A 26,348-nucleotide genomic window follows, 5' to 3' on the forward strand; every position below is an offset into this window, starting at 1 on the left:
GACGAGAACTCCGTTGCGGATTCAGCCGGTCAGTCCAGACCCTGCGCCGCGTCACCCGGTGCTTCCAACTCCGATTTCGGACTGAAGGTGCCGAGCAGCCAGAGCGAAACCTCGGCTGCCTCGGCGGCCGTCCGAAACTCGAAAGCGTTGTCCAGGTAGGCGAAATCCGGGAAGTGGACAATCAGCCCGCGCCCACTCTCGGACGTGTTGACCCGCACCTTGCCGGGCTGAATGACGTGGCAGACATAATGCGTGCCGTGCGATTGTATGAATCCGGCCTTGCCATCGTGCAGACGCAGGAAGATCGCCGTTCTGTCGACGGTCGAATGCAGCGCCCGGATCGCTTCGTCCGGGAATGCCCGGCCGAATTCCACGATCGCCGACCCGGCATCCGGATTGTCGGCGTCGCGCTCGGCGCGTGCGTTCATCCGAATATAAAACACGCAGACGGCGGCGATCGCCACCAGGAGCAGTAACCAAAGCATCGCGTGGGTCCCTTGATCGCGACGGGATTTCGATTGAGAAGAATTATATCCCGCGAGACTTGCGCCAGCGTGACGGGCGAGCGCCTAGCGAATGAATCCTCGTCTAAGACGGGCGCTGTAGCACTTTTCGGAGGACTGCAATCTCTCCTCCTTCATCCTCCCCCTGGCTCGTCACAGGGATGGGAGCAGCGCCGCGTCTGCGGCGCGGAGAGAGTTCTTTCAGCCCAAGGACTTGGTCTGGCTGGATTCCTGTGACAAGCACAGGAATGAGGGACCGGGGATGTGCGGCGAGGGAATGGTCAACCTGTCACGCAATGAAGGTTACGTCTATATTCTCGCATCGAAGCGAAACTGGACGCTGTATACGGGCGTGACTTGGGGCCTTCCGCGCCACCTCACTATCTCACGGTTTATGAAGCGCGCCGAGGACCGCACCCTCTCCACCCTCATCTCTGTGCTTGTCACAGAGATCCAGCAGCGCCGCGTCTGCGGCGCGGGAAGCGTTCTGTCAGCGAAGGACCGGGTCTGGCTGGATCCCTGTGACGAGCACAGGATGAGGAGATCAAACAAGCGGCGGCGGGTATCCGGAATCTCAGCGGGCCTTCGTCTAAAACTGCCGGCGCCGGCTCGCCCGCCACATCCGCCATTGCCGCTGCCATTGCGGCGGCCGCAGTGGCTGACGGAGGATTCGCACTCCGGCGGCTTCCGCGCGATCGAACACCGGTTCGGCCAGGGCAACGGGAAGGAAAGCGGAGAAATTCCGGGCGGAGATCGCGCCTGTACTTTCACGTGCCTTGGCGAGATGATCGCGACCGAGGCCGCAGAAGGCGCGAATGGCCCTTTCGATCGCACTCTCGTCGGTTCCGGCAAGAAGCGTTTCCCTGTCGAGGCCCGTTGCGCTCAAAAGCTCGGCAGGAAGATAGACCTGGCCACGCCCGATATGAACCGGCAGAAGCAGCAGGAGACCGGCGACCGTCTGAGCAACCCCGGCATGACCGGCTGCGTCTGAGGATTTCGCAGCATTTTCGGGATCCAGGATGAGCGATGAAAGCTGAATGAGCGCCGATGCGGTTTCACCGGCATAGCCCTCCAGCGCCGCCCTGTCCTGCATCGGGTCGTCGTAAAGATCGAAAATGCGTGCATCGATCATGTCCTGCAGAACGCGGACAGGAAGGTGATGCTCGCGGATGCAACGCAGGATCGCTTCGGCCAGCGGATGCCCCGCGCCGTCCGACTGCTGGTTTTCGAGAATGTCACGCCACCACTGCAGCCGGATCTCGCCGGGGAGCGGCTCCTTGACCGTGTCGCGGATACGGGCGATCTCCGCGTAAAAGGCATAGAGCGCCGCGAGCGAGTGGCGCTTCTCTGCAGGAGAAAGCAGACAGGCCAGGTAGCGATCGCGGTCGGTGTCCCGCAAGGTTGCGAGAATCTGATCATCGGACTGTTGCACGCCGGGTTTCCTTCGAACGCCTCACACCGCGATCAATGCCGCGGCGACGGCCCGCGATTCCGCCAGCATTACGTTATAGGTCCGCACCGCCGCCCCCGTGCTCATCGGATCGGACGAGATGTTGGCGGCCCTGAGCGCCTCCTTCAGGTCTCCCGGCAAAGGACGGATTTCCCGGCCGGTGCCGACGAGCAGCACCTCGACGTCACGCGCCTCATCGAAGATGCGCTGGAATTTCGCGACCGCGAGCACGTCGCCTTCGGCAACGTCCCAGGCGTAGATACCGGAAGGCAACATCAGAACGGACCCGCGATGCGACATATCGGCGAAGCGGAAGCCGCCATTGCCGTAGGCGTCGACAGGCGCGCGTCCCGGAAAGTGCGCTTCGCGCATTTCGATCCCTTTTGCCATCACACCGCACCCTTTGCTTCCGTCTCCGACGAGGTATCCCGGTCCGCCGGGTCCTCCGTGCCTCCAAGACGATTGTTTCGGCGATTGAAGAGGATGAGCAGCGGTCCCGCGACATAGATCGAGGAAACGGTGCCCACAAGCACACCGAATATGAGTGTCGCGCTGAAGGACTGGACGAGACCACTGCCTCCGAACAGATACAGCGCAACGAGAGCAAGGAGCGTCGTCAAGGCGGTCAGGACGGTCCGCGACAGGGTCTGGTTGATCGACGTGTCGATCAGGACCGAAAGCGGCATCCTTCGATAGCGCACCAGATTTTCCCGGACTCGATCATAAATCACCATGGTGTCGCTCAGCGAGTAGCATACGATCGTCAGCAGCGCTGCGATGCTGGCGAGGTTGAATTCGATGCCGGTCACGACGAGGAACCCAAGCGTCAGCAGCACATCATGCAACGTCGCGACGATGGCTCCGACGGCAAATCGCCGGCCGAAGCGAAGCCACACGTAAAGCAGCACGGCCAGCACGGCTGCGGCAACGGCGAGCGACCCTGCCCTCGTCAACTCGCCGGAAACCCCGGGGCCAACCACCTCGACACGGCGGAAGACATACTGATCCTCGAGTTCGGAGCGAACCAGCCCGACCGCCGTCTGCTCGGCATTGTCGCCGGCTTCCTGCGACGGGATACGGACGAGAACGTCTCGCGCCGATCCAAGTTCCTCGACTTGAACCTCTCCGAGATTCAATTCATCGAGACGGGCACGGATGTCGGCACCATCGGCGACGCCGGTCCGTGCCCTCAATTCGATGACGGACCCGCCCCTGAAATCTGCTCCCATGTTGAGCCCGAGGCTCGTCAGGAGAACCAGCGAAGCGAGCGACAATGCCGTCATCAGAATGAAGACCGGATTGCGGATCGCCATGAAACGAAAATCCGCCCGACTGAAAAATCCGGTCCGGATGCCGCGCGGCAGACGCCGCGGCAGGCGGCGGCGATACCACCCGCGAATAAGGCGGCGTGTCAGGCTGTGCGCCGTCAGGATGGTGGTGACGCTGCCGATGGCAAGCGTAACCGCAAAACCCCGAATGGCGCCCGATCCGAGATAGAGGAGGATTACGCCCGCGATGAATATCGTCAGATTCGCATCGACGATGCTCCTCAAGACGCGCTCGAATCCGTCGTCCAGCGCCCTTCGCAAGGGTTTACCGCTGGTACGCGCTTCTTCCCTCAGCCGCTCATAGATGAGAACGTTCGAGTCGACCGCAATTCCGATCGTGAGGATGATCCCGGCAATTCCGGGCAATGTCAGCGTGGCGCCGGTGACGGACAGGACCGCGATGATCAGCACGACATTGACGATGACGGCAATGACGGCGACGACACCGAAGAAGCCGTAGAAGCCAATCATACAGGCTGCGACGGCAATGGCCGCGATCAGGCCCGCCGTGAGGCCGTTTGCCACGGCGTCGGCGCCGTCCTCGGGACCGACGGTACGCTCCTCGATGACGGTCAGCGAAACGGGAAGCGGGCCGGCACGCATCAGGGCGGCAAGGTCGTTCGCCCCGTCCTCCGAGAGATTTCCGGAAATCCGGACGCTATCACCGGAAAGCGCGCCGTCTAGAACGGACGTCGAGATAACCTGCCCGTCGAGCACGATCGCGAACTGCTTCCGTGGATCCGACTGCAGGACCGGCGCGATCCGTGCGGCAGCCCCGGCAGTAATCCTTGCATTGACGACAGGTTCGCTCGTTGCCGGATCGAAGCCCGGCTGCGCCTCGACGAAGTCCGGTGCCGCAGCAAAGGCGTGTCTCTCGACCAGGTAGGGTATTGGTGGATCGTCCAGCGAATAGAGGACCTCGGACCCCGCAGGCGGCCCCGTATCCACGGCCTGTTGTGCCGGCATCGAGGAATCCAGCCACTTCAGAGCGACATCTCCTCGCTGTCCGAGGAGATCCTTCAACCTTTGCGGCTCGTCCAGACCGGGGACCTGCACGCTCAGCCGGTCACCGCCGCGACGCTCTATGATCGGCACGACCGCGATGACTTCGCCGACCCGCCGGCGTACGACCTCGATGGACTGGGCGACGGCATCTGAGACCCTGAGATTTATGCCCTCGTCCGTCAGGCGAAGCCGAAGCGTGTCGCTGGTCGCGCTTCCCTCGTAGACCAGTTCCTGTATGGAACTCCCAAAAAAGCCGCCCTGTCGAACGGGGGCGACCAACGCCTTCAGCGCGTCGCGTGCCGCTGGTGCTTTCGTTGCATCGCGGAGACGAAACTGCAGGCTCTGCCCGCTTCCTGACAGCCCCGTATAGCGGATATCCGCCTGTCTCAGGGCATCGGCGATCGTGTCGATGGTCGATTGCAGGCGCTCCGCGACGATGTCTTCGCGGCTGACCTTCAGGACGATATGGGAACCGCCCCTAAGATCGAGCCCGAGCGGCACCTGCCGATGCGGCAGCCAGATCGGCCAGTCGGCAAGCTGCTCTCTGGAAAGAAGATTCGGCAGTGCGAAGGCGAGGCCCGCAAGGACGACCAGCCAGATGAGAATGTTCTTGAACGGCGACAACCTGGGCATATTTCGAAATGCTCCATCCGCCGGTCTCTGCCGGTCGCGGCCCTTGCCCTAACCACGGTGATTTTGGCCTCGCGTCGCCCCAAAATCAAACCGTGATCGATGCCGATAGCAAGCGCGGTATGCGGGCAAAACCGCGCACGCTTCTTCACGTTCCCGCGCCGGAGTTATTCCTTGACGGGCTCGCCCTTCACGCGAACTTCGGATACGCCGCTGCGCACAACGCGGACTTTGGTGCCCTCGGCGATCTCCACCTCGAGCTCCGTATCGTCGACGACCTTGGTCACCTTGCCGACGATGCCGCCGCCGGTGACGACCTGGTCGCCGCGCCGGATGTTCTTCAGGAGCTCTTCGCGGCGCTTCATCTGCGCCCGCTGCGGTCGGATGATCAGGAAATACATCACCACGAAAATCAGCAGGAATGGCAGGATGGACATCAGAATATCGGCGCCGCCGCCCCCAGGGGCCGCCGTCTGCGCGAAAGCTTCGGTAATAAACATCGATCACTCCTTGAGTTCAAATTGCGCGCTTGCCCCCGCGGCAAACCTGCCGGAATATAGGCAAGCCGTCCCGTAACGCAAATCGTCGGTACACTTCCCCGTTTCTCCTGCCTCTGGCACAAATTCCGCAGCAGGAGAACCCCCTGGTTGCAGGCTGCCGGTCTTTTCCAGCGCAAACCGCCGTGCTACCGAGAAAAACGCCGCCGGCGGCAGCTTCAACGGATTCGACCGGAGGATGAACGTCGCGGCGATTCAAGGATTTGGGTTAAGCCGGCGCACGCCCGTTATCGCGCGGGTCGGCCGCTCATGTTCGAAATCCAGCCTGCCGGAGATAGATGAAATGCCCGAAAGCAAGATCGACGTCCTGCTCAACGAAATACAGAAGCTTTCGGCCGCGATGGAGCGCATCGCCGGACCGGCATATGCCGTCAACGACTGGCATGAGGCGGAGTGTTTCGTCTGGGCACCGGCCACGCGCCACCTGCAGCCCGTCCCTAACCCGAATCGCATCGATCTCACGCTCATTACCGGCGTCGACCACGTCCGCGACATTCTCTTCGACAACACGCTTCGCTTCGCTGACGGCTATCCGGCAAATAACGTGCTCCTCTGGGGCGCCCGCGGGATGGGCAAATCGTCGCTGGTCAAGGCCGTTCACGCAAAAGTCGCCCACGACACCGGAAGCGCACTCAAGCTCGTCGAAGTCCACCGGGAGGATATCGCCACCCTGCCCGTGCTGATGGAAATCCTGAAGGCGGCGCCGATGCCCGTGATCGTCTTCTGCGACGATCTCTCCTTCGATCACGACGATACTTCATACAAGTCGCTGAAGGCGGTGCTCGACGGAGGCGTCGAGGGGCGGCCGGCAAACGTTCTGCTCTATGCGACGTCCAACCGCAGACACCTGCTTCCCCGCAACATGATGGAAAACGAGCAATCCACCGCCATAAACCCCTCGGAAGCCGTCGAGGAAAAGGTGTCGCTATCCGACCGCTTCGGACTGTGGCTGGGTTTCTACAAATGCAGCCAGGACGACTATCTGGCGATGGTCGACGGATATGCGCGGTACTTCAAATTGCCTCTCGAGCCCGAAGCGCTGCATGCCGAGGCTCTTGAATGGGCCACGACGCGAGGATCGAGGTCCGGCCGCGTCGCATGGCAATTCATTCAGGATCTGGCCGGTCGTCTGCGCAGACAGCTCGACGCTCCTGCCTGATCGCACTTGGCGTCAGCCGGCGTGATCGCAAAAGCGCCGCGCGTCTTGCCAGACACACGGCGCTTTCGGTTTGCGCATAAGCCGGGAGCGGCCGGTGCTACGGCTTATTCCAGATAGGTCGCAGGGTTGACCGGGGTCGCATTCTTGCGCACCTCGAAGTGAACTTGTGGCCGGGTCGCTCTGCCTGTCATGCCGGAAGATGCGAGCGTCTGGCCGCGTTGGACTTTCTGACCGCGTTGGACCTTGAGTTCGGCAGCGTTGCCGTAAACCGTCACCGTACCGTCGTCGTGGCGCACCAGAACGGCATTGCCGAGTTCTTTCAGGCTGCTGCCCGAGTAGATCACGACGCCGTTCTCGGCTGCCTTGATGGGCGTCCCCTCCGGCACCGAAATGTTGATGCCATCGTTTCGGTTGCCGTCGACATTGGCGCCATAGCCAGCGACGACCGCGCCACGGACAGGCCAACGGTACTTTCCGATGCCGGTCGATTTCGGAAGATCCTCGTCACCATCCGACCGGATGGCAACCTCCGACACGCTTTCCTTGGCGGCAGGCGCCTTGGATTCGGTCAGCTTGCCCTGCTCGGTCGAAGCCGCCTGGGCCTCGTCCTTCTTGGCCGAAACAGAAGCCGTGACCACCGCATCGGTCGCCGGCGTTTTCGCCGAGGCGCTCGGGATGTTGAGTTTCTGCCCGATGCGGATGGCTTCTGTCGTAAGCCCGTTCGCCTGCTTCAGGGCAGCGACCGAAACGCCGTTCGCCTTGGCGATTCGGTTGAGCGAGTCACCCGGCTTGACCGTATAGGCACCATTTCCACCGCCCTCGCCGGCGCTGTTGAGCTTGCCCGCCGCGACATCGCTACGGCTTTCGCTCTTTTCACGCGACTGGGACTGGCCGGGGAGGATCGCCACCTCGCGCTGGTCGGTCGGCAGCGGAGACGGACGCTTCTTGCCGCCCTCCACGTCGGCGATCGAACCCGATGCGGCCGCCTTTGCGGCGCTGCCTGCAGTACCGAACGCCGGAATGACGAGCCGCTGGCCTGGCTCTACCTGGCTTGCCGATTTCAGGCCATTCGCCTTCAGTATCTCCTTCTCGGGGACGCCGAAGCGTCTGGAGAGAACAGTAATCGTGTCGCCTTGACGGACCATGATGGTCGGCGCGTTGGAGGCGCTCCAGCCACCCTTGCTCGACATATCCTTGGCAGCCCCCGCCAGCGGCTCCGCCTTCGGGAGGGCAGCAGCCTGCGACGCGAGGGAGGCGGTCTGAACCTGCGGCTGCCGAGATGCGGCGGATGGTTCATCGAGGCTCGTGCGCTGAACGCTCATCGGCGTCGATGCGACACGGGCGCTGGATACCGGCGAGGCCGCCGCCGTGTTGTAGCCTCCGTTGCCGCCGCCGGAGGGATAGGATTGACCGAGCGCTGCGTTGTTCCCGTAGGAGGGCGCCGCACCGCCGCTCGCGACATCGCCTCTCGGTACCGTGCTCGAGCCTTGCGGGATCGCACCCGTCATTATGTCGTCGGACCGCGAAAAGAGCCCGCCGAAGCGGCTGGCGTCAGAACTGCAACCGGTCGCTACACCCGCAAGCAGGATCGCCGCACAGAGACGGATCATGGACTTGCCTGCTTGGGGAGATACAAATTTACGCATGACGCTTTACCCACTCCGAACGCAACTCGCTGTAGAAGGATTAAAGCGCATTAGAGTTACCGCCCGGTTAAAGACGGCACCACTTTGGCGAAATGCTAACCATAGCCGCACCGAAGCGGGCGATTTCCGGTCATACGTGCGCTGCGGAACCGGGATACGGATCGCCAGAGCGCCTCCGGGAAAAGTGTGTAACGGTTTTCCGTGTGGAAGTGCGCAATTCCAAAAGTGGCAGGGTGTTTCGCTGTTTCAGCGAAACAGTGAGACACCCTATAGCAGCTCGGAATAAAGCCGTTCGATTTCCGTCATCGGTCTCGGCTCGGGCGCATTTACCTCATAGCTGATGTTGGACGCGTCCCAGGCGAAAAAGACGCGCTCTGCCGGCGACATCGTGGTCGAGGCCGGCGAAGGGGCAATCTTGTCTTCTTCGAGAAACACGCTGACGAGGTTCTCGAATTTGGCATCTATGTCGAGGCCGCTGTCCGCATCATAGTCGAGCGAGCGCAGGCCCGCGACCGCCGCTTCGCGCGTCCCGAAATAGCGCAGGCTGTTCTGATCCTCCGGGCGAAGGCCGTCATAATAGTCGATGAAGGCCCGGTAATATGCCCTGTAGTCACCGGTTTCTGCGAGCTTGCCGAACGCCTGGTACTCGCGTGCCGCAAGTTGCGGCGAAAGACGATTGTTCCACTCGTCCTTCGTAAGCGGCGGCAATTTCTCAGGCGTTCTTTTTGCCCGGCCGAGATAGAGCAACGCGTCGGCGGACAGCGAAATGCGCGGTGTCGGGTCGACGAAGCCCGCAGGCGCAACCAGCGTCCCGCTCTCGCCTTTGTCCGCGGCAGCAGCCTGGTCGGCCGAACGCCCGGCGAGGTTTCCCAAGCCATCACCGGACGCAGCGGCAGCGTTCAACCTGTTCTCGATCTGCATATGCCGTCTCCGTCTGTCGCATGACGACTGCGATGCGGAGCAAATGCGTACTCCGCGTCATCTCATGCCGTCCCGGCCTGGATCACGATGATTTCAGGTCGGGTACCTGAAGAGGGAAGCTTGCGCGGGGCTGGAGCGGGTTAAGATTGTATTAACCCGCTTCCGGGAGGCGCACGCGATCACGATGTTCAGGTCGGGTCGACCTAAAACATGAACGTCATCGATTCCAAGAAATTAGACTAAAGGAACGACGCTACCTGTGGGACGATCGGAAGGTAAGGCGCATCGAACAGGTCTTCCCGGTCGAAGCGGCTACCGGTGCGGTTGACGCGAACGATACGGCAATGCGTTTCGCTCATCATGATCGGCACCAACAGCGTGCCGCCGGAGACGAGATGATCGGAGAACGTCCGGGGAAGGCTGTTGAACGCAGCGGTAATGAGGATCCGGTCGAAGGTGCCCTCGCCCGGCACTCCTGCACTGCCATCGGCCTGGCGGACGACGACGTTGCGCAGGCCCGCCTTCTCGAGGTTTTTCTGCGCCGAGGCGACGAGTGTCTGGTACCGCTCGATCGTCAGCACGCGCTCGGCGATCCGCCCCATCACGGCCGCGGTAAAGCCGCTGCCGGTTCCGACCTCGAGTATACGCTGGCCCGGCTTGAGATTGAGACAATGCAGAAGCCGCACGGCCATGTCGCAGCCCTCCATGAACGAGCCGCAATCGAGCGGAATCAGCCGCTTGGAGTAGACTTCGTCCTGGTATTGCGGCGGAGCGAAGAGCGTCCGCGGCGTCTGCTCCACAGCCTTCAGCAGCTCATGATTGACGATGCCGCCCGAGCGAAGCCGCAGCGCCATCGCTGCAAACCCCTCCTGCTGCGAAATTCGTCCGCTCAAGCGACACTTCCTTCCCGCAATGCCCGCGCGATGCGCTCCTGAGCGGCATGATCGGTCATGTCCAGTTTAAGCGGGGTTACCGAAATCCTGTTGTCTCGAAGAGCCCTGATGTCGGTGCCGGAACGGAAATCGCCGGCACGTTCGCCGAAACGGAGCCAGAAATAGGGAAAGCCGCGTCCGTCCGTGCGCTCGTCGATGCTGAGACCGAATTCGAGCTTGCCCTGCGACGTGACTTCAACGCCCGCAACGGCATCGACGGCGCAGTTCGGAAAGTTCAGGTTGATAAGCGTTCCGTCCGGCAGGTCGACTCCCATCAATGTGCGGATGAGCGCCGGTGCGTGCGTCTCTGCTACATCCCAGGGAACGTCGCGGCCAACGGCATATTGAAAGGCCTGGCTGAGTGCGATCGAGCGAATGCCCTGCAGCGTTCCCTCGATAGCGCCGGCCACGGTTCCGGAATAGGTGACATCGTCCGCAAGGTTTGCGCCGACATTGACGCCGGAAAGGACGAGGTCGGGCTTGCGATCAAGAATCTTCTTGACCGCCATGATAACACAATCGGTCGGGGTACCCCGGAGCGCAAAGCGCCGTTCGGAAACCGGGCGCAGACGCAGCGGCTCCGAAAGCGTCAGAGAATGGGCAAGCCCGCTCTGGTCCACTTCCGGTGCCACCACCCAAACGTCGTCCGATATCGTCCGGGCGATCCGTTCCAGCACGGAGAGGCCCTCGGCGTGAATGCCATCGTCATTCGTCAGCAGGATGCGCATTGCCGGTCTTCTTCCGCTTCATTCGTGCTTAGGCCGATTTCTCGATCCGCCGCAGGCCGCCCATATAAGGCACAAGGACGTCCGGCACCGTGATCGAGCCGTCGTCATTCAGGTAATTCTCGACAACGGCAATCAGCGCCCGGCCGAGCGCGACGCCGGATCCGTTGAGCGTGTGGACGAACTTCGTCCCCTTCTCTTCTTTCCCGCGGTAACGTGCGTTCATCCGACGGGCCTGGAAATCGCCGCAGACGGAGCAGGAGGAAATCTCGCGATAGGCGTCCTGCCCCGGCAACCAGACCTCGAGATCATAGGTCTTGCGCGCGCCAAACCCCATATCGCCGGTGCAGAGCGTCATGACGCGGTAGTGCAGGCCGAGGCGCTTGAGCACCTCCTCGGCACAAGCGGTCATGCGCTCGTGCTCGTCGATCGAACTTTCGGCGTCGGTGATCGACACCAGTTCGACCTTGTTGAACTGATGCTGGCGCAACATGCCCCGGGTGTCACGACCGGCGGAACCGGCCTCTGAGCGGAAGCACGGGGTCAGCGCAGTGAAGCGCAGCGGTAGTTTCTCACCGTCGAGAATCTGCTCCCGCACCATGTTCGTCAGCGGCACTTCCGCAGTCGGGATCAGCCAGCGCCCGTCGGTCGTGCGGAAGAGATCGTCGGAGAATTTCGGCAACTGGCCGGTGCCGTACATCGCATCGTCGCGGACGAGCAAGGGCGGCTGAACCTCGATGTAACCATGCTCCCCGGTGTGCAGATCGAGCATGAACTGGCCGAGTGCCCGCTCGAGCCGGGCGAGCTGGCCCTTCAGGATGGTGAAGCGCGACCCGGCGATCCGGGCCGCTCCCTCGAAGTCCATCAGTCCCAGCGCCTCGCCGATCTCGAAATGCTCGAGAGGCTTGTGATTCCAGCCGGGCTTGGCGCCGACGACCCGCGTCACGACATTCGCGCTTTCGTCCGCGCCGACGGGCACGTCGTCGAGCGGCGTATTGGGGATGCGCGACAGCGCGTCCGAGAGCTCGGTCTCGATCTGACGGCTTTCCTCTTCGGCCGCCGGCAACGCATTCTTGAGGTCGGCCACTTCGGTCTTGAGCCTGTCGGCCAGCTCGCTGTTCTTCTGGGCCATCGCCGCGCCGATCTCCTTCGACGCGGCATTGCGCCGCGACTGCATGTCCTGCAGGGACTGGAGGACTGCGCGGCGACGTTCGTCAAGTGCGATCAGGGACGCCGACAACGGCTCCGCACCCCGTTTCGCCAGGGCGTCGTCGAGCCTGTCTGCATTCTCACGGATCCATTTGATATCGAGCATAGTCGTTCCACGCGTTAGTTGCTGCAGGACGTCGGAGCCGCTTACGGCGAAATCCTGCAGCGATTCAGAATGCCACAGCGCCCCTTGCGCGTGCGAGGAGCGAGGGCGCCGTGAACGGCGCAAGACGTCCGCGGTCAGCCCTTGGCGGGGTCAGCCGTCTCGGACGAGCTTTCCTGCTCAGAGGCAGCCTCGCGCTCGAGGGCCTCGGCAGCCCTTCGCCTTTCGACGAGTCGCGCCGTGTAGATTGAAATTTCGTAGAGAAGGATGGCTGGCAGCGCAAGGCCGATCTGGGAAACCGGATCCGGCGGCGTCAGAACCGCTGCGACCACGAAGGCGATCACGATCGCGTATTTGCGCTTCTCGGCGAGCCCCTGGGCGGTGACGAAGCCGACACGCGCGAGGAGCGTCGTGATGACCGGCAACTGGAACACCAGACCGAAGGCGAAGACCAGTGACATGATGAGGCTGAGATACTCGGACACCTTCGGCAGGAGCTGGATCGCGACCTGCCCTTCGCCGCCGCCCTGTTCCATGGCGAGGAAGAACCACATGACCATCGGCGTGAAGAAGAAATAGACCAGCGCGCCGCCAAGCAGGAACAGGAGTGGCGAAGCGACCAGGAATGGCAGGAAGGCAGCGCGTTCGTTCTTGTAAAGGCCGGGTGCAACGAACCTGTACACCTGCGAGGCGATGACCGGAAATGCGATCACCAGCGCACCGAACATCGCAACTTTGATCTGCGTGAAGAAGAACTCCTGCGGCGCCGTGTAGATGAGCTCGACGTTGCGGTGGCTGAGCCCGGCCCAGCTCACGGCCCACTTGAACGGCAGAACAAGGAGGTTGAACAGCTGCTTGGCAAAATAGAAGCAGACGAGGAACGCCACGAAGAATGCGCCCACCGCCCACATCAACCGCGTGCGCAGTTCGATCAGATGCTCGATAAGCGGCTGCGGCCGGTCCTCGATATCGCGGCTCATGCGTCACCTTTCTTGCGCGAAGCCGCGCGCGTCTTCGACTTGCTCGCAGCCGGCGCTTCGCCCGGCGCCTTGCGCGCCGGCGACTTCTTCGGCGCCGTTTCGCCGGCGGCCTTCTTCGTGACGGAAGCGCCCGACTTCTTGGACTGCGCTCTGGGCTTGGCAGCAGGTTCCGGTTCGCTCGCCTTCGGCGCGTCGGCGGCACGGTCCATCTGTCTCGATGCCGAGCTCACCGCTGCCGCCGCCACCTTATCCGTGGCTACTGCCGCCGTTTCGCCGGCGGCGTCGGTACTGACCGGTTCGACCAGCGGTTCGGGCGTCGTGGAGGCTGGCGGCCTGTCGGGCGTGGTCGCCTTCTGCAGATCGGACTTGATCTCGTTACCGAGCTGCCGCAGCGGATTCATCGCATCCCGCAATGCCGCGGTCGGATTGAGGCTTTGCGCATCGCTGATCGTCTTGCGCACGTCGTCGAGATCGGCTTCACGCAGCGCCTCGTCGAACTGCCGCCGAAAATCGGACGCCATCCCGCGCATCTTGGACGTCATCCGTCCAAACGCGCGCAGCATCGGCGGCAGGTCCTTCGGACCGACGACGATAATCAAGACGATTGCGATAACAACAAGCTCGGTCCAGCCGATATCAAGCATCCGACGCGCCCTAAAAACCCGTGATGCGGGCTACCGGGTGCCTGTCGCACCCAGCCCCGTCAGCTTCCGACCGTCAGCGGACTTCGTCAGATTTGTGGTCGACGGTCTTGCCGTCGATCGATTTGTCGGCCGAAGCGACCTCGTCGTCGCCCATGCCCTTCTTGAAGTTCTTGATGCCCTTGGCAACGTCGCCCATCAACTCGGGGATCTTGCCGCGGCCGAACAGCAGCAGAACCACCGCCAGAACGATCAGCCAATGCCAGATACTAAACGAACCCATCCACTTACTCCCTCAAGACCCTAAACAGATTAGAGCCCAGCACGTTGTCATTTTTCAGGCGCACCCTCCGGGCACGCCATCCTCTTGGCGGACCCTAAGGTGTTGAGGCGTCTTTTTCAAACACCAATATGTCGCGCTCGTTAACGGAAAGCGTGACGTCACGCAATCCTTGCGGCAGCAAATCGGCGCGGATGCGGGCGCGAACCGTGCGTTCGGACTGCGGCACGGCGAGTTCCAGAAGCTCCACGACGCCAAGGAAGCGCCGGGATACGATGCGTGCCGGAATTTCTCCACCGGTCTCGTCGAGCCGGATGCCGGAAAGACGCACGGCTACGCTCAGTGGCTGCCCCTCCGTATATTGCCCTGTTGCCACAACCCCCAGCGGCGTTTCGACATGGCCGTCCCGTACGCGCGCATCGAAGACGTTAATTTCCGAGAAGAAGCCGGCAGTGAAGAGATCGCAGGGCCGGCGATAGAGCTCGTCCGCCGTGCCGACCTGCACCAGCCGACCGTCTTTCAGCAGGGCGATCCGGTCCGCCATACGCATCGCCTCTTCGGCGTCGTGCGTTACGACGATGGCGGTCGCGCGCGTCTCGCGCAGTATGGCCAGCGTGTCGGCGCGGATGGAATCCTTCAGGCGGGAATCGAGGCCGGAAAAAGGCTCGTCCATCAAAAGCACCGCCGGCCGCGGCGCAAGCGCACGGGCCAGCGCCACGCGCTGCTGCTCGCCACCTGAAAGGACATGCGGATACCGCTCGGCATAATGCAGAAGGCCGACCCTCTCCAGCGCGGCATCGGCCTGCAGCAATGCCTTCTTCTTCGGCAATTCGGTCAAGCCGAAACAGACGTTCTCACGGATGGTCATATGAGGGAAAAGGGCGAAGTCCTGGAACATCAGGCCGACGCCGCGTTGCTCCGGCGGAATGAAGATGGAAGGGCCGGATATTTCCTGTCCATTCAGCAGCAGACGCCCGCCCGTCTGCTTCTCTATGCCCGCGGCGATGCGCAACAGCGTTGTCTTGCCGGAGCCGGAAGGTCCGAGCAGGCAGAGCACTTCGCCGGCCTCGGCCTTGAGCGAAACACCCTTGATCGTTTCCTTGGAATGATACCGATGGCTGATATTCTCGAATGCCAGGTTCGCTGCGAACGACACACCCGAGCGCCTCGTCATCGTGACGGCGCCGCTACGCGCATCTGAAACCATGCTTGCATTCCTCGACCCGAAGATCCGGCTCTAACCTAAAGCCGATATCCATACTCAGGATTTTTAATCGTCTTCTTCAGCCTTCGGTGTCAAGAGGCCCAGTTCTTCGAGGTCCATCTGCGTGATGGGATCCTCGTTATCGGCAAACTCGTCGTCGCCGATCGGAACCGGAATGTTCAGATTCGAAGGGACACGCCCGGACAGCAGGCCGGCCCCCTTCAGCTCCTCGATGCCCGGCAGGTCGCGGATCTCTTCGAGGCCGAAATGATCGAGAAAATCTCTCGTCGTGCCGAACGTCACCGGACGTCCGGGCGTGCGTCTGCGACCGCGGAACCGCACCCATCCCGCCTCCATCAGCACGTCGAGGGTACCCTTCGAGGTCTGAACGCCGCGGATATCCTCGATCTCTGCCCGCGTCACCGGCTGGTGATAGGCGATGATCGCCAGCACCTCGAGCGCCGCGCGCGACAGTTTGCGGACCTCCTGCTCCTCCGTATTGACGACGAAGGACAGATCCGCGGCAGTGCGGAAGGCCCAATGATCGGCGACCTGAACCAGATTGACGCCGCTGCCGGCATATCGGTTCTTGAGCCGCGCCATAACGCTTGCGACGTCGACGCCGCGCGGCAGGCGGCCGGCAATATAGGTTTCTGAAACCGGTTGGGCCGAGGCAAATACAAGGGCCTCGGCGATCCGCTCCGCTTCCTGCTCGAGCCTCGGATCGAAAGAGAATTCTTCCTCGTAATCCTCGTCACCCGGCACGAATTTCTGAGCTTCAGCCACGTGCCGCCTCCATCTCCGCCAAGGTTGCTGCATCGATCGGATTTGGCCCGCGCCGCAGATAGATTGGCGTGAAAGCGCCCTCCTGCCGGATTTCCAACCGCCCCTCGCGCACCATTTCCAGTGAGGCCGCAAAGGAGCTCGCAATCGCCGTCGCGCGCTCCTTCGGGCTCGTCATGTAGCGGATCAGGAAATGGTCGAGCGCGGTCCAGTCGTCAAGACTGCCGACCATTCTCGCCAGGATCAAACGGGCATCGCCGAGCGACCAGACATGCCGCTTCTCGATCGTCACCTGGGTTATCGCCTGACGCTGCCTGAGCGTCGCATAGGCGGTCAGCAGGTCGTAGAGCGAGGCGTCATAATCGGACTTCCTCTCCGTGACGATGTGCTCGGGCGCGCCGCGCACGAAGATGTCCCGGCCTAGGCGGTTCCTGTTCACGAGTTTCGTCGCGGCGTCGCGCATCGCCTCCAGACGTTTCAGGCGGAATGCAAGCGCCGAGGCCATCTCCTCGCCCGACGGGCCTTCATCCTTTGCCGGCTGGGGGATGAGCAGGCGTGACTTGAGGTAGGCAAGCCACGCTGCCATGACGAGATAGTCGGCGGCAAGCTCGATACGGATAGACCGTGCCCGCTCGACGAAGGCGATATATTGTTCCGCAAGCGCCAGCACCGAGATGCGGGAAAGATCGACGCGCTGGCTGCGCGCGAGGTGCAGCAAGAGGTCCAGCGGACCTTCGAAGCCGGCGATGTCGACGACGAGCTCGTCCTCGTGCAATCCGCGACGGGCAAACTCGTCCTGCCACAAAGGCTCCATCGGCGCCTTCGCGGAAGGCATTTCCTGCCTTTCGTCCGATTTGCTCACGACCCTGCCCTTTCAGCAACGGACCCGCGCGCCAGGCTCGAGAGCCTAGGCGAGCGCGAACATTGCGTTGAATTCCGCGCGCAGCGCAGCTTCGACTGCGTCGTCCGGTTCCCGGAAAGCGGCCTCGGCAGCCCTCGCCCGGCGGAGCCTCTCGCCGGAGAGAACCGGAACGACATCTGCCACGGCCTTCATTTCTTCCATAATGCCATGACAATGCAAGACGAGATCAAGACCGGCCGCGATTATTCCGCCGGCACGTGCAGTCATGTCGCCGGCAAGCGCATTCATGGAAACGTCGTCGGACATCAGCAGGCCGTCGAAGCCGATGTGGCCCCGGATGATCTCGCTCACGACCTTCGCAGAGGTCGTCGCCGGGTTGTCCGGGTCGATAGCAGTGAAGACCATGTGCGCCGACATGGCCATCGCTTCGTCTTTCATGGCCGCGAAGGGCAGAAAATCGCTGCTCTTCAACTCATCGATACCGGCGCTGACGACCGGCAGGTTGTGATGCGAGTCGACGAAGGTCCGGCCGTGACCGGGCATGTGCTTCATCACCGGCAACATGCCGCCCGCCTTCAAACCTTCGCTCATCGCGCGACCGATCGCGGTTACCGTCGCCGGGTCATGCCCATAGGCACGATTGCCGATGACGTCATGGCTGCCGGGTACCGGCACATCGAGTACCGGCAGGCAATCGACCGTGATGCCGAAGCGCATCAGGTCGAAGGCATGCAGACGCCCCATGACCCATGCGGCACGCAGGCCCCGTTCCCTGTCCCGCCGATAGATTTCGCCGATCGCCGCGCCGTTCGGATATTGCTGCACGAGCGGCGGGCGTATGCGCTGAACGCGACCGCCCTCCTGATCGATCAATACCGGAGCCCGGGGGTCGCCGATGCTGTCACGCAGGCTCGCCACCAGGTCGCGGATCTGCTCTTCCTCGCCGATATTGCGTCCGAAGAGTATGAAGCCCCATGGGCGCTCGCCCGCAAAGAAATCGCGTTCTTCCTGCGTCAGCGAAAGGCCCTTGCAGCCGGATATGAATGCTTTTGATTCGCTCATACGAAAAGCATACTGCATGTTTCCCTAAAGCGTAGCCGACTTGGCCATATAAACGTGCGGCAATCCCGTAATGAAAACGGGCGCGGCATCCCTGCCGCGCCCGTTTCTTGTTTTCTCTTCTCAGGCTTATTTCGTTACCAGGCAGCTTCCGCCGGCGCTTTTATAGCGAGAGCAAAGCGAATTGGCCTCCTCGCGCGAACCGACGGGGATCCTGACCCGGTAATAGGTGCCCTTGCCAGCAATCTCCGCCTTGCGGATGTCCACCCCGCGACCGCCGATCACGCTCGCGAACTTCGAGGAGAGATTGTTGTAGCTCTTCTGCGCCTCGGCCTCCGAAGGCAGAGAGGCAATCTGGATCACGTAGCTGCCGGCGGGAACCGAAGCCGTCGCCAGCGGCGCGGCTGCCGTTTCGGTTGCAGGCTGGCTTTCCGCGGGGGCCGCGGCGGGAGCAGCGGCCTGCGGCTGAGCGGCCGGGCGTGCCTGCGGCAGCGCGGTCGTCTTTACGCTTCGAACGGGCGTGGCCCCTTCGGAGGCTGCAGCGAGCTGATCCGGCTGCGCGGCAGCCGTTGCTTCGGCTTGTGAACCGGCGGCAACGGCTTCACCGGACACACGGGCCGGGATCGGCGCCGGACCGCCGGCTGTTGCCGCCGCGCTTTCCTGTTGCGGAGCCGGTTCCTCACGGGGGACAAGCGTACCGTCCGGCTTGACGATCATGGTGCGGACCTTGCGCGGTGCAACGGCGGGAACCGCTTCCTCTTCATCGGCGGCATTGCCGGCATCGGTCCCCGGCAGCAAGCGGGCGACCTCGTCGTCGTCGGCGGGCGAAGCACCCGGCAACGTCTCAACATCTCCACGTCCCTCGAGCGGCAAAGTCTCCGGCGTCAGCGTCCGCTGCACCACGTCCATCGGCTCCTCCGTCGATGAGACCAGGCTCTGCTGGAGCGGCGCCTTGCCCGAGACGCCGGCAACGCGGTCGTAAACCGCCTTGTCCTGGTTCGGCACAGTCTTGCCGCCCTTCTCCTCGGGCACGACCTTCACCGGCGCCTTGTCCGCCAGGATTATCTTCGGACCATCGCCAGAAAGCACCGCGTTGCTGCCGCCCATCCAGGCGTAGACGGCGGCGCCGCCGACGATGATGATGCCGGCAACGCTGGCAGCCAGCAACATCGAGCGCTGGGACCGCCGGCCATAACCGTCTTCGCGATATTCCTCGGCCTGAGCATGGGGCATCGCCGTCATGCGCTCGGCTTCCTGCGTTGCGCTCCGGCGCTCCGCCATCGATCGCTGGAAGTCTTCCTCCATCGCCTTCTCGAACTCGTCGAAATCATCGGCCGGTGCGAATGCAGGATCCGCTTTTTCCGCCGATGCAGCCACGGGTTCGAGGTTTGCGCCGTTCTTGGCAGCAGGCGCCGGCGCGCTGAAAAGCTGCGCCATCTCGGCGTCGATATCCAGATCGTAATCGGCCGGATAAGCCGCTGCTTTTTCCTCCGCCTCGACCGGAGGGAGTTGTGGAACGTCCAGTTCGCCGATCGGTGCGACACCGCTTTCGGTCTCGCCGATCATCGCCGGGTCGAAAGGCAAGGCCACGTCGGCGGATGGCTTTTCGGGCTCCACCGGCACAGACATGTCCCGAACCGATACGGGGGCCTGATGGACGGATGTCTCCGGCTCGCGTGGCGCGACCATAGCCTGCAGGTACGGCTGCGCAGGCGTTTCCACGAGCGCCGGGTGCGCTGCGGCGGCCTGCGTAGCGACAATCGTCGTCGGCGCATCGGCGACCGGGCTGTCCGCAAGATCGAGGTCGAGCGCTATGTCGGCCAGTTCGAGTTCGAAGTCCTCGATGTCGAAGCTCGGCTCGACTTCCGCTTCCGGCATCCTGTTTTCGGGCACCTGAGGCGCTGCTTCCGCACGCATCTCGGGCGCTCGTTCCGGCGACAGGCTCTGAACGACGACCGCCGGGCTTGTGGCAGCCGCGCCTGTGGCAGCCGGGCTTGCGACAGCCGTCTCGGCGGTCGGCGTGGCAAAAGCCCGCTGCTGCGAGACGCCGCCTGACGACGCGACCGGAGTCGCGCGGCTGAACGTCGGAGTAAAAGGATAGTTGTTCTTCTTCACGGCCGCCGGAGCGGGCCGATCCTGCGTTTCGGCCACGGCCGGGGCAGCGACTTCTGCGGCGGCAGGCACCGGAAAACGTTCGACATCGGTCAGGAGCCGGTCGGCGTCAGTGGAAGCCGACGGTTGCGACTGCATTTCCGGCGGCGCGACGGCAATGGCCGCCAGCTCGTTGCTCTCGACCGCACCGGCGAGATCGCCGGCCATGTCGACATAGACGGGCTCTGCAAGCCCGGCCTGCTCGGCGAGTTTGCCGGCTACGGCCAGCTTGGCGGAAAGCGGCTCCTGCCAGTCGGAGAAGATAGGAACGTCGCTTACGCCGGCAGGCACCACATCCGGCTGGGCGGCGTCGGTCGCATCCGGCGACGCATCGTAGCCAAGCGACAATTCGAGCTCGCGCTCCAGGTCGACGGCGGGTTCGTCATGGGACGCTACGGCGACCGCAGTCAAATCCTCGTTCGACGTCCGCTCCACCGGGGTCTCGATGGAAGGCGACGCTGCAGCGTCGGCGACCCCCTCGGGGGCCGGAGCGACATCGGTGACGACTGCATTCTGAGCGACCTGTTCGTCGAAGACAGGGTGCGCGCCATCGGTCGACACTGGGGCAGACGGATGTTCGACAAGGCCGCTATCGGGCCGAACAGGCGCTGCATGGGGCGTATCGTAGCTATCGAACGCGCGGAGGAGCTCCTCCTCGAGATCGAAGGCCGGCTCGCGCCGCATCGCCTCCTGATGGCGCTGAAGTTCCTGCAGTTGCTGAACGGCTGGCCGAGCATCGTAACCGACAATGCGGGCAAGTTCGCTCAACGGATCATCATCGGCCAATGGTTCGAATTCTGCCGGCCCGCTTCGTGCGAATTGTTTGTCTGCCATACTCTCCACTCACAACTGCCTGCGTTGAATTGCCAGTGCATTGTGGGGAATTGGTGACACGACTTACCGCATCTCATCCGGTGCAGAAGTGCCTGTGATCGACAGGCCTGACTTCAATACCGAGGCGACAGCATGCACCAGCCCGAGTCTGGCAATGCTTAATTCTCTATTCTTATCGTTAACAAAACGTAATTCCGGGTTTTCCTTACCTTTGTTCCAGTGTCCGTGGAAGACCGCGGCAAGATCATACAGGTAAAAAGCGATCCGGTGAGGCTCGTGCGAGAGTGCTGCCGCCTCCACCACGCGGGGATATTCTGCAAGCTTGGCGACGAGCTGCATTTCGGTGGGGTCGACAATCGCGCCGGCCGCGCCCGCGAGGTCGACCGAAGACAGATCAAGATCAGGGAATGCTTCCGCAGCCTGGCGGAAAACGGAACGGCAGCGCGCGTGAGCGTATTGCACGTAGAAGACCGGGTTGTCCTTCGACTGTTCCGTCACCTTTGCGAAGTCGAAGTCGAGCGGCTCGGAGCTCTTGCGGTAAAGCATCATGAACCGCACGGGATCGCGTCCGACTTCGTCGACGACGTCGCGCAGGGTCACGAAATCGCCCGAACGCTTGGACATCTTCACGGGCTCGCCGTTGCGATAGAGCTTCACGAGCTGGCAGAGCAGCACCGTCAGCTTCGCCGATCCGCCGGAGATCGCACGCGCCAGTGCCTCCAGCCGCTTGACGTAGCCGCCATGGTCGGCGCCGAGCACATAGATCATCTCGTGGAAGCCACGATCGAACTTGTCCTTGAAGTAAGCAACATCGGCCGCGAAATAAGTATAGCTGCCATCGGACTTGATCAGCGGGCGATCGATGTCGTCGCCGACCTCGGTCGAGCGGAAGAGCGTCTGCTCCCTGTCTTCCCAATCTTCCGGCAGCTGCCCCTTCGGGGGCGGCAGCGTGCCCTTGTAGACGTGACCCTTGAAGGTCAAATCGTTGATGGCCGTGCGGATCCGCGCCGCACCGTTGTCGTGCAGGGCGCGCTCGGAAAAGAACACGTCATGGTTGACGTTGAGCGCCGCCAGATCCTCGCGGATCATCGCCATCATCGCGTCGATGACACGCTCCTTGACGAGCGGCACCCATTTGTCCTCCGGCATGATCCGGAGGCTCGTGCCGTACTCGTCCGCGAGCGCCTCGCCCACCGGCACGAGATAGTCGCCTGGGTAAAGCCCCGCCGGAATTTCGGCGATATCCTCGCCGAGCGCCTGGCGGTAGCGCAGGAATGCCGAGCGGGCGAGCACCTCGATCTGCGAGCCCGCGTCGTTGATGTAGTATTCCTTGGTCACGTCATAGCCCGCAAAGGCCAGCAGGTTAGCGAGCGCGTCACCGACGACCGCGCCGCGGCAATGACCGACATGCATCGGCCCCGTCGGGTTGGCCGAGACATACTCCACGTTGATCTTGCGTCCGGCGCCGGACGTGCTGCGTCCGTAATCGACGCCGGCACGCGTGACGGCTGCCAGAAGCTTCTGCCAATAGGAAACCGACAGGCGGACATTGATGAAACCGGGACCGGCAACCGAAACGCCGGCAACCTCCGGATCCTGCCCGAGCTTTTCGACGATCAGTTCCGCAAGCGCGCGCGGGTTCATGCCAAGGGGCTTGGCGAGCACCATGGCGGCATTGGTCGCCACATCGCCGTGACTTGCATCGCGCGGCGGCTCTACATTGATGCGCCCGAAGTCCAGCTCGGATCGCTTTTCACGAATGATCTCAATCGATTCCAGAATTCTGTTAATTCTTGCTTCGAAGTCTGTGAAAAGGTTCATCTAATCCGTCCGCTTTTTCCAGCCACACTGGAGAATGGCGCAAATTCAAAGGAGGCCGGGTCCATCGAGAACCTGCAGCCTCCACGCGGGGGCGTCACTAGCGCAAATCAGGCGTATGGTCAAACAAGCGCCTATGCACGCTTATCGCGAAAGTGTCGGTCATACCGGCGAGGTAATCGCCGACGTGGCGCGCCCGGGCCGGCACCGCCATACCGGCGATTTGGTCGATCCAGTAATGCTCCTTCATCAGCGACGGATCGTGCATGAAGGCCCGGTAGAGGTCCGTCACGATCGATGCCGCTCCCTTTCGTACCCGCATGACCTCCGGATGCCGATAGATGCGCGTCATGAGCAGATTCTTGATCTGGCGGTCCGTCTCGCCCATCTCATCCGAGAAGGTTGCCATTACCCTGCCCGCGCATCGCACGTCTTTCGCGCTTTCCGGCCGGACTTCACCGAGCCTTTTCTGCGCCACGGCGATGACGTCCTCCACCATGGCGGTGATCTGCCGCCGCATGATCTCATGCGTGAACCGGCTGCTTTCAAGGCCTGGATAGCGGTCGTGAACCTCGCGCATCAACCGGGCGAGAAACGGTATCTCTTCCAGCATTTCGAAAGTGAGATAGCCGGCACGCAGACCATCGTCGATATCGTGGGTATTATAGGCGATATCGTCGGCAATTGCCGCCACCTGCGCCTCGAGGCTCGCAAAGCTCGCAAGCTCGAGGTCGTGAAGCGCGCAGTAATCGAGAATCGGCTGCGGAACGGGGCCGCGAAGGCCCTGCCCGTCTGCCGTCATCAGCGGGCCGTTGTGTTTGACGAGCCCTTCGAGACTCTCCCAGGTGAGATTGAGGCCGTCGAACTCCGCATAGCGCCGCTCCAGCTTGGTGACGATGCGCAGCGACTGGGCGTTGTGATCGAAGCCGCCATAGGGCTCCAGCACCTCGTGCAGTGCGTCCTCGCCGGTGTGCCCGAACGGCGTATGGCCGAAATCATGGACGAGCGCCACCCCTCGGCGAGATCCTCGTCCAGTTTCAAGGCCCTGGCGAGGGCGCGAGCGATCTGGGCGACTTCGATCGTATGCGTGAGCCGCGTGCGGTAATGGTCTCCGTCGGCGGCAATGAAGACCTGCGTCTTGTGCTTCAGCCGCCGGAAGGCCGTGGTATGAACGATGCGGTCGCGGTCGCGTTGGAAATCGGAACGTGTGGGGCTCGATGCCTCGGGATACAGTCTGCCGCGGGAAGCCCAGGGGTTCGATGCATAAGCTGCGTGTTCACCGTAACCGAAACCAAGGGCCTGCCTGTCGACTGTCATTTCACACCTGCGCGCGTCATCCCATTGACGGGACATTCAAGCCTTCATACCTATAGAAAGCGCTACAGGAAAGCGACGCCGGCCGGCGACTCCGTCCCCTCGGGGCGGAACAACGGCTTGCGGCAGCCTGAAGATCGCCTGTCACGGCATGCGATTATAGCGTCAGAGCGAAGACGAATCTCTCCGGTTCTTGACCCCGGCAGGAGGCAAATAAGATGCAGGAAACAGTTACGCTTTCGGATGCGGCGGCCAGACGCATTGCCGCAATTCTCCAGGCGGAGAAGGACAAGAGCGCGATGCGCGTCTCCGTCGAAGGCGGCGGGTGCTCGGGCTTCTCCTACAAGTTCGATTTGGTGGACGCCGCAAATGCCGACGATCTCATCCTCGAAAAGGACGACGCCAAAGTCCTGATCGACAGCCTGTCGCTGGTCTATATGGGCGGCTCGGAGATCGATTTCGTCGACAATCTTCTCGGACAGTCGTTCCAGATCAACAATCCGAACGCGGTCGCAAGCTGCGGGTGCGGAACGAGCTTTTCGATCTGACGCCTCGCGCCACATCGTTATCGATTCCAGGACGTTAGAGCGGGATGCGGGCGGAAAACCGCGCACGCTTTTCCTCATCCAGCACTAAAGATAGGGCGATCCGAGCCAGAGCAATCGGTTTGCCAGCCGGTTTACGAGCGGCTGCGCGCGGAGCCCCGCAAGGGTCACTTCATCCGCGGTCGCGCGTATGGCGCAGACCTTTTCGCCGATTGCGCGTGCGAAGGCTTCGTCGAGTATTTCGAGGTCGAACTCGAAATTGAGGCGCAGGGAGCGAGGATCGAGATTGGTCGATCCGACATAGACCCAGCGATCGTCGATGACCATCAGCTTGGAATGGTTGAAGGCGCCCTTTGCCCGCCAGACGCGGCAGTGACCTTTCAGCACCTGGTCGAACTGTGCCGTCATCGCGCGGTCGACGAGTGTCAAATTGTTGACGGAGGGCACGACGATGTCGACCTCGACACCCTTCCTCGCCGCCGTCACGAGCGCGCTGATCAATTCCTTGTCGGGCAGGAAATAGGGCGACATCAACCGGATATGTTTTCGCGCCATCGAAAAGGCGCCCATAAGCATCTTGTGATTCGTCTCGTTGGTGTTGTCAGGACCTGAGGGAACGGCCCGCATCAGCACCGATCGCACGTCCGGCTCCGCGGGAAGGTCGGCCAGCCGCCAGCCATCGCCTGTCAGTACCTCCTCGCTCGAGAACTGCCAATCTTCCGCAGCAACCTGAAAGATATCGGCGACAACGGGTCCCGTAACGCGGAAATGCGTGTCGAAAGAAGCAGCCTTTCCTGCGATTTCAGCGGCAAAGCCCGCACGGATGTTCATGCCGCCGGCGAAAGCGACCGTACCGTCGACAACCATGATCTTGCGGTGTGTCCTGAGATTGGCATAGGGCAGCCGCAGGCCCATGATGATATTGCCGTTGAAGACGGCGGTCGGCACGCCTCCTTCCTTCAGATAGCCCACAATGGACGGCACGGAATAGCGCGCACCCACGGCATCGATCAGGACGCGCACGGCGACGCCGCGTTTCACTGCGGCGATCAGGGCATTTGCGAAACGCATGCCGATGGGATCGCGGTCGAAAATGTAGCTCTCGATGAGAATGCTGCGACGGGCGGACGCGATCTCGTCGAGCATCGCGGCATAGACCGCGTCGCCGCCCTCGAGCATGGTGATGTGGTTTCCCGCCGACATCGTGAAGCGCGCAACGCGGTCTCCAAGCATCTTCATTGCCGCGAAACGCTGCCCGAAACGGGCCACCACCTGATCATGCGTGACATCGAAGCGCCCGAACGGGTCCCGCTCGGTCGAGCGCAGCAGCGAACGCTGCAGGCCGATAGACGAGCGGCGCATCCGATTGATGCCGGCGACCGCGTAGATGACCGCACCGATGACCGGTGAGAGCAGCACAACCCCGACCCAGCCGGCAGCCGCACGCACATCGTCTTTCGTCATCGCCGCATGGATGATTGCCGGGACGCCGAGGACGACCGAAAGCAGCGCCAGAAAATGCGGCCAGTAACTCTCTATGAACGCGATCATGCGCGGGACTATAGACGGACGCGGAGCGGAATCAATTCGGCTACTTAAGGGTGAAACCTAACGTGGGGAAGAAGCGGAAGATGCGCCGGACCGCGGCCGCCCGATCCCGGACCCAAATGGCGGATCCCGGATTTGTCAAAAGAATTTCCAGCCGCTAG

General features: G+C 62.4%; 22 protein-coding genes and 1 pseudogene. 2 read left to right on the top strand and 21 right to left on the bottom strand.

The annotated features are described in order from the left end of the window. Positions 1–29: 29 nt before the first annotated feature. The 5 genes from N0Q91_RS10035 to yajC all read right to left on the bottom strand — a co-directional run bounded on the left by N0Q91_RS10035 (position 30) and on the right by yajC (position 5,416). Positions 30–485, bottom strand: a complete 456-nt coding sequence (locus N0Q91_RS10035; RefSeq protein ID WP_018097719.1) for a hypothetical protein — start codon at positions 483–485, stop codon at positions 30–32. Between the two features lie 607 nt (positions 486–1,092). After that, positions 1,093–1,935, bottom strand: a complete 843-nt coding sequence (locus N0Q91_RS10040; RefSeq protein WP_275597992.1) for a phytoene/squalene synthase family protein — start codon at positions 1,933–1,935, stop codon at positions 1,093–1,095. Between the two features lie 21 nt (positions 1,936–1,956). Continuing rightward, positions 1,957–2,343 carry an Mth938-like domain-containing protein gene (locus N0Q91_RS10045; protein WP_003529512.1) on the bottom strand — a complete coding sequence of 129 codons (387 nt, stop codon included), beginning with the start codon at positions 2,341–2,343 and terminating at the stop codon, positions 1,957–1,959. Then, positions 2,343–4,919: a protein translocase subunit SecDF gene (secDF, locus tag N0Q91_RS10050; RefSeq protein ID WP_275597993.1), complete on the bottom strand. Its 2,577-nt coding sequence runs from the start codon at positions 4,917–4,919 to the stop codon at positions 2,343–2,345. The genes N0Q91_RS10045 and secDF overlap by 1 nt, the downstream gene beginning before the upstream one ends. A 164-nt stretch (positions 4,920–5,083) precedes the next feature. Further along, complete coding sequence (yajC, locus tag N0Q91_RS10055; protein ID WP_011975343.1) at positions 5,084–5,416, bottom strand: preprotein translocase subunit YajC; 333 nt, start codon at positions 5,414–5,416, stop codon at positions 5,084–5,086. Between the two features lie 340 nt (positions 5,417–5,756). Between yajC and N0Q91_RS10060 the strand changes: the two genes are divergently transcribed. Next, positions 5,757–6,632, top strand: coding sequence for an ATP-binding protein (locus N0Q91_RS10060; protein WP_100674024.1), 876 nt, complete (start codon positions 5,757–5,759; stop codon positions 6,630–6,632). A 104-nt stretch (positions 6,633–6,736) separates the two neighbouring features. Here N0Q91_RS10060 and N0Q91_RS10065 read toward each other — a convergent pair whose 3' ends face one another. From N0Q91_RS10065 to N0Q91_RS10135, 15 genes and pseudogenes are all read right to left on the bottom strand, one after another. Continuing rightward, positions 6,737–8,278, bottom strand: a complete 1,542-nt coding sequence (locus tag N0Q91_RS10065; protein ID WP_275597994.1) for a LysM peptidoglycan-binding domain-containing protein — start codon at positions 8,276–8,278, stop codon at positions 6,737–6,739. Between the two features lie 267 nt (positions 8,279–8,545). Then, complete coding sequence (locus tag N0Q91_RS10070) at positions 8,546–9,199, bottom strand: biotin biosynthesis protein BioC (RefSeq protein ID WP_275597995.1); 654 nt, start codon at positions 9,197–9,199, stop codon at positions 8,546–8,548. Positions 9,200–9,438: 239 nt separating this feature from the next. Continuing rightward, a complete protein-coding gene (locus N0Q91_RS10075) occupies positions 9,439–10,092 on the bottom strand; it encodes a protein-L-isoaspartate(D-aspartate) O-methyltransferase (protein WP_100674027.1) in 654 nt (217 codons plus the stop codon). Beyond that, positions 10,089–10,859, bottom strand: a complete 771-nt coding sequence (gene surE / locus N0Q91_RS10080; RefSeq protein WP_102762919.1) for a 5'/3'-nucleotidase SurE — start codon at positions 10,857–10,859, stop codon at positions 10,089–10,091. Before surE ends, N0Q91_RS10075 begins: the two co-directional genes overlap by 4 nt. 28 nt (positions 10,860–10,887) lie before the next feature. Next, positions 10,888–12,171 carry a serine--tRNA ligase gene (gene serS / locus N0Q91_RS10085; RefSeq protein WP_275597996.1) on the bottom strand — a complete coding sequence of 428 codons (1,284 nt, stop codon included), beginning with the start codon at positions 12,169–12,171 and terminating at the stop codon, positions 10,888–10,890. Positions 12,172–12,305: 134 nt separating this feature from the next. After that, the gene (tatC, locus tag N0Q91_RS10090) at positions 12,306–13,148 is read right to left on the bottom strand and encodes a twin-arginine translocase subunit TatC (RefSeq protein WP_018097729.1); all 843 of its coding nucleotides are present in this window, start codon (positions 13,146–13,148) and stop codon (positions 12,306–12,308) included. Then, the gene (tatB, locus tag N0Q91_RS10095; RefSeq protein ID WP_275597997.1) at positions 13,145–13,792 is read right to left on the bottom strand and encodes a Sec-independent protein translocase protein TatB; all 648 of its coding nucleotides are present in this window, start codon (positions 13,790–13,792) and stop codon (positions 13,145–13,147) included. Before tatB ends, tatC begins: the two co-directional genes overlap by 4 nt. 73 nt (positions 13,793–13,865) lie before the next feature. Next, positions 13,866–14,072, bottom strand: a complete 207-nt coding sequence (locus N0Q91_RS10100; protein WP_003534564.1) for a twin-arginine translocase TatA/TatE family subunit — start codon at positions 14,070–14,072, stop codon at positions 13,866–13,868. A gap of 94 nt (positions 14,073–14,166) precedes the next feature. After that, a complete protein-coding gene (locus N0Q91_RS10105; protein WP_275597998.1) occupies positions 14,167–15,276 on the bottom strand; it encodes an ABC transporter ATP-binding protein in 1,110 nt (369 codons plus the stop codon). A 63-nt stretch (positions 15,277–15,339) separates the two neighbouring features. Next, positions 15,340–16,059 (bottom strand): SMC-Scp complex subunit ScpB, encoded by a 720-nt coding sequence (scpB, locus tag N0Q91_RS10110; protein ID WP_275597999.1) that lies wholly within the window; start codon positions 16,057–16,059, stop codon positions 15,340–15,342. Further along, entirely contained in the window at positions 16,052–16,891 is an 840-nt protein-coding gene (locus N0Q91_RS10115) for a segregation and condensation protein A (RefSeq protein ID WP_275598000.1), read from the bottom strand. Before N0Q91_RS10115 ends, scpB begins: the two co-directional genes overlap by 8 nt. A gap of 72 nt (positions 16,892–16,963) precedes the next feature. Then, positions 16,964–17,998 (bottom strand): beta-N-acetylhexosaminidase, encoded by a 1,035-nt coding sequence (nagZ, locus tag N0Q91_RS10120; protein ID WP_275598001.1) that lies wholly within the window; start codon positions 17,996–17,998, stop codon positions 16,964–16,966. A 108-nt stretch (positions 17,999–18,106) separates the two neighbouring features. After that, the gene (locus N0Q91_RS10125) at positions 18,107–20,962 is read right to left on the bottom strand and encodes an SPOR domain-containing protein (protein ID WP_275598002.1); all 2,856 of its coding nucleotides are present in this window, start codon (positions 20,960–20,962) and stop codon (positions 18,107–18,109) included. A gap of 63 nt (positions 20,963–21,025) precedes the next feature. Next, entirely contained in the window at positions 21,026–22,783 is a 1,758-nt protein-coding gene (gene argS, locus N0Q91_RS10130; protein ID WP_275598003.1) for an arginine--tRNA ligase, read from the bottom strand. 97 nt (positions 22,784–22,880) lie between these two features. Beyond that, positions 22,881–24,122, bottom strand: a pseudogene (locus tag N0Q91_RS10135) (deoxyguanosinetriphosphate triphosphohydrolase). Positions 24,123–24,312: 190 nt separating this feature from the next. Here N0Q91_RS10135 and erpA point away from each other — a divergent pair. Next, entirely contained in the window at positions 24,313–24,642 is a 330-nt protein-coding gene (gene erpA, locus N0Q91_RS10140) for an iron-sulfur cluster insertion protein ErpA (RefSeq protein ID WP_018097738.1), read from the top strand. Between the two features lie 84 nt (positions 24,643–24,726). On the opposite strand, the gene N0Q91_RS10145 is transcribed toward erpA, so the two are convergent. Continuing rightward, positions 24,727–26,190 carry a phospholipase D-like domain-containing protein gene (locus tag N0Q91_RS10145; RefSeq protein ID WP_275598004.1) on the bottom strand — a complete coding sequence of 488 codons (1,464 nt, stop codon included), beginning with the start codon at positions 26,188–26,190 and terminating at the stop codon, positions 24,727–24,729. Positions 26,191–26,348: the final 158 nt, after the last annotated feature.

This window comes from Sinorhizobium prairiense (assembly GCF_029201645.2).
GTDB classification, from domain to species: domain Bacteria; phylum Pseudomonadota; class Alphaproteobacteria; order Rhizobiales; family Rhizobiaceae; genus Sinorhizobium; species Sinorhizobium meliloti_A.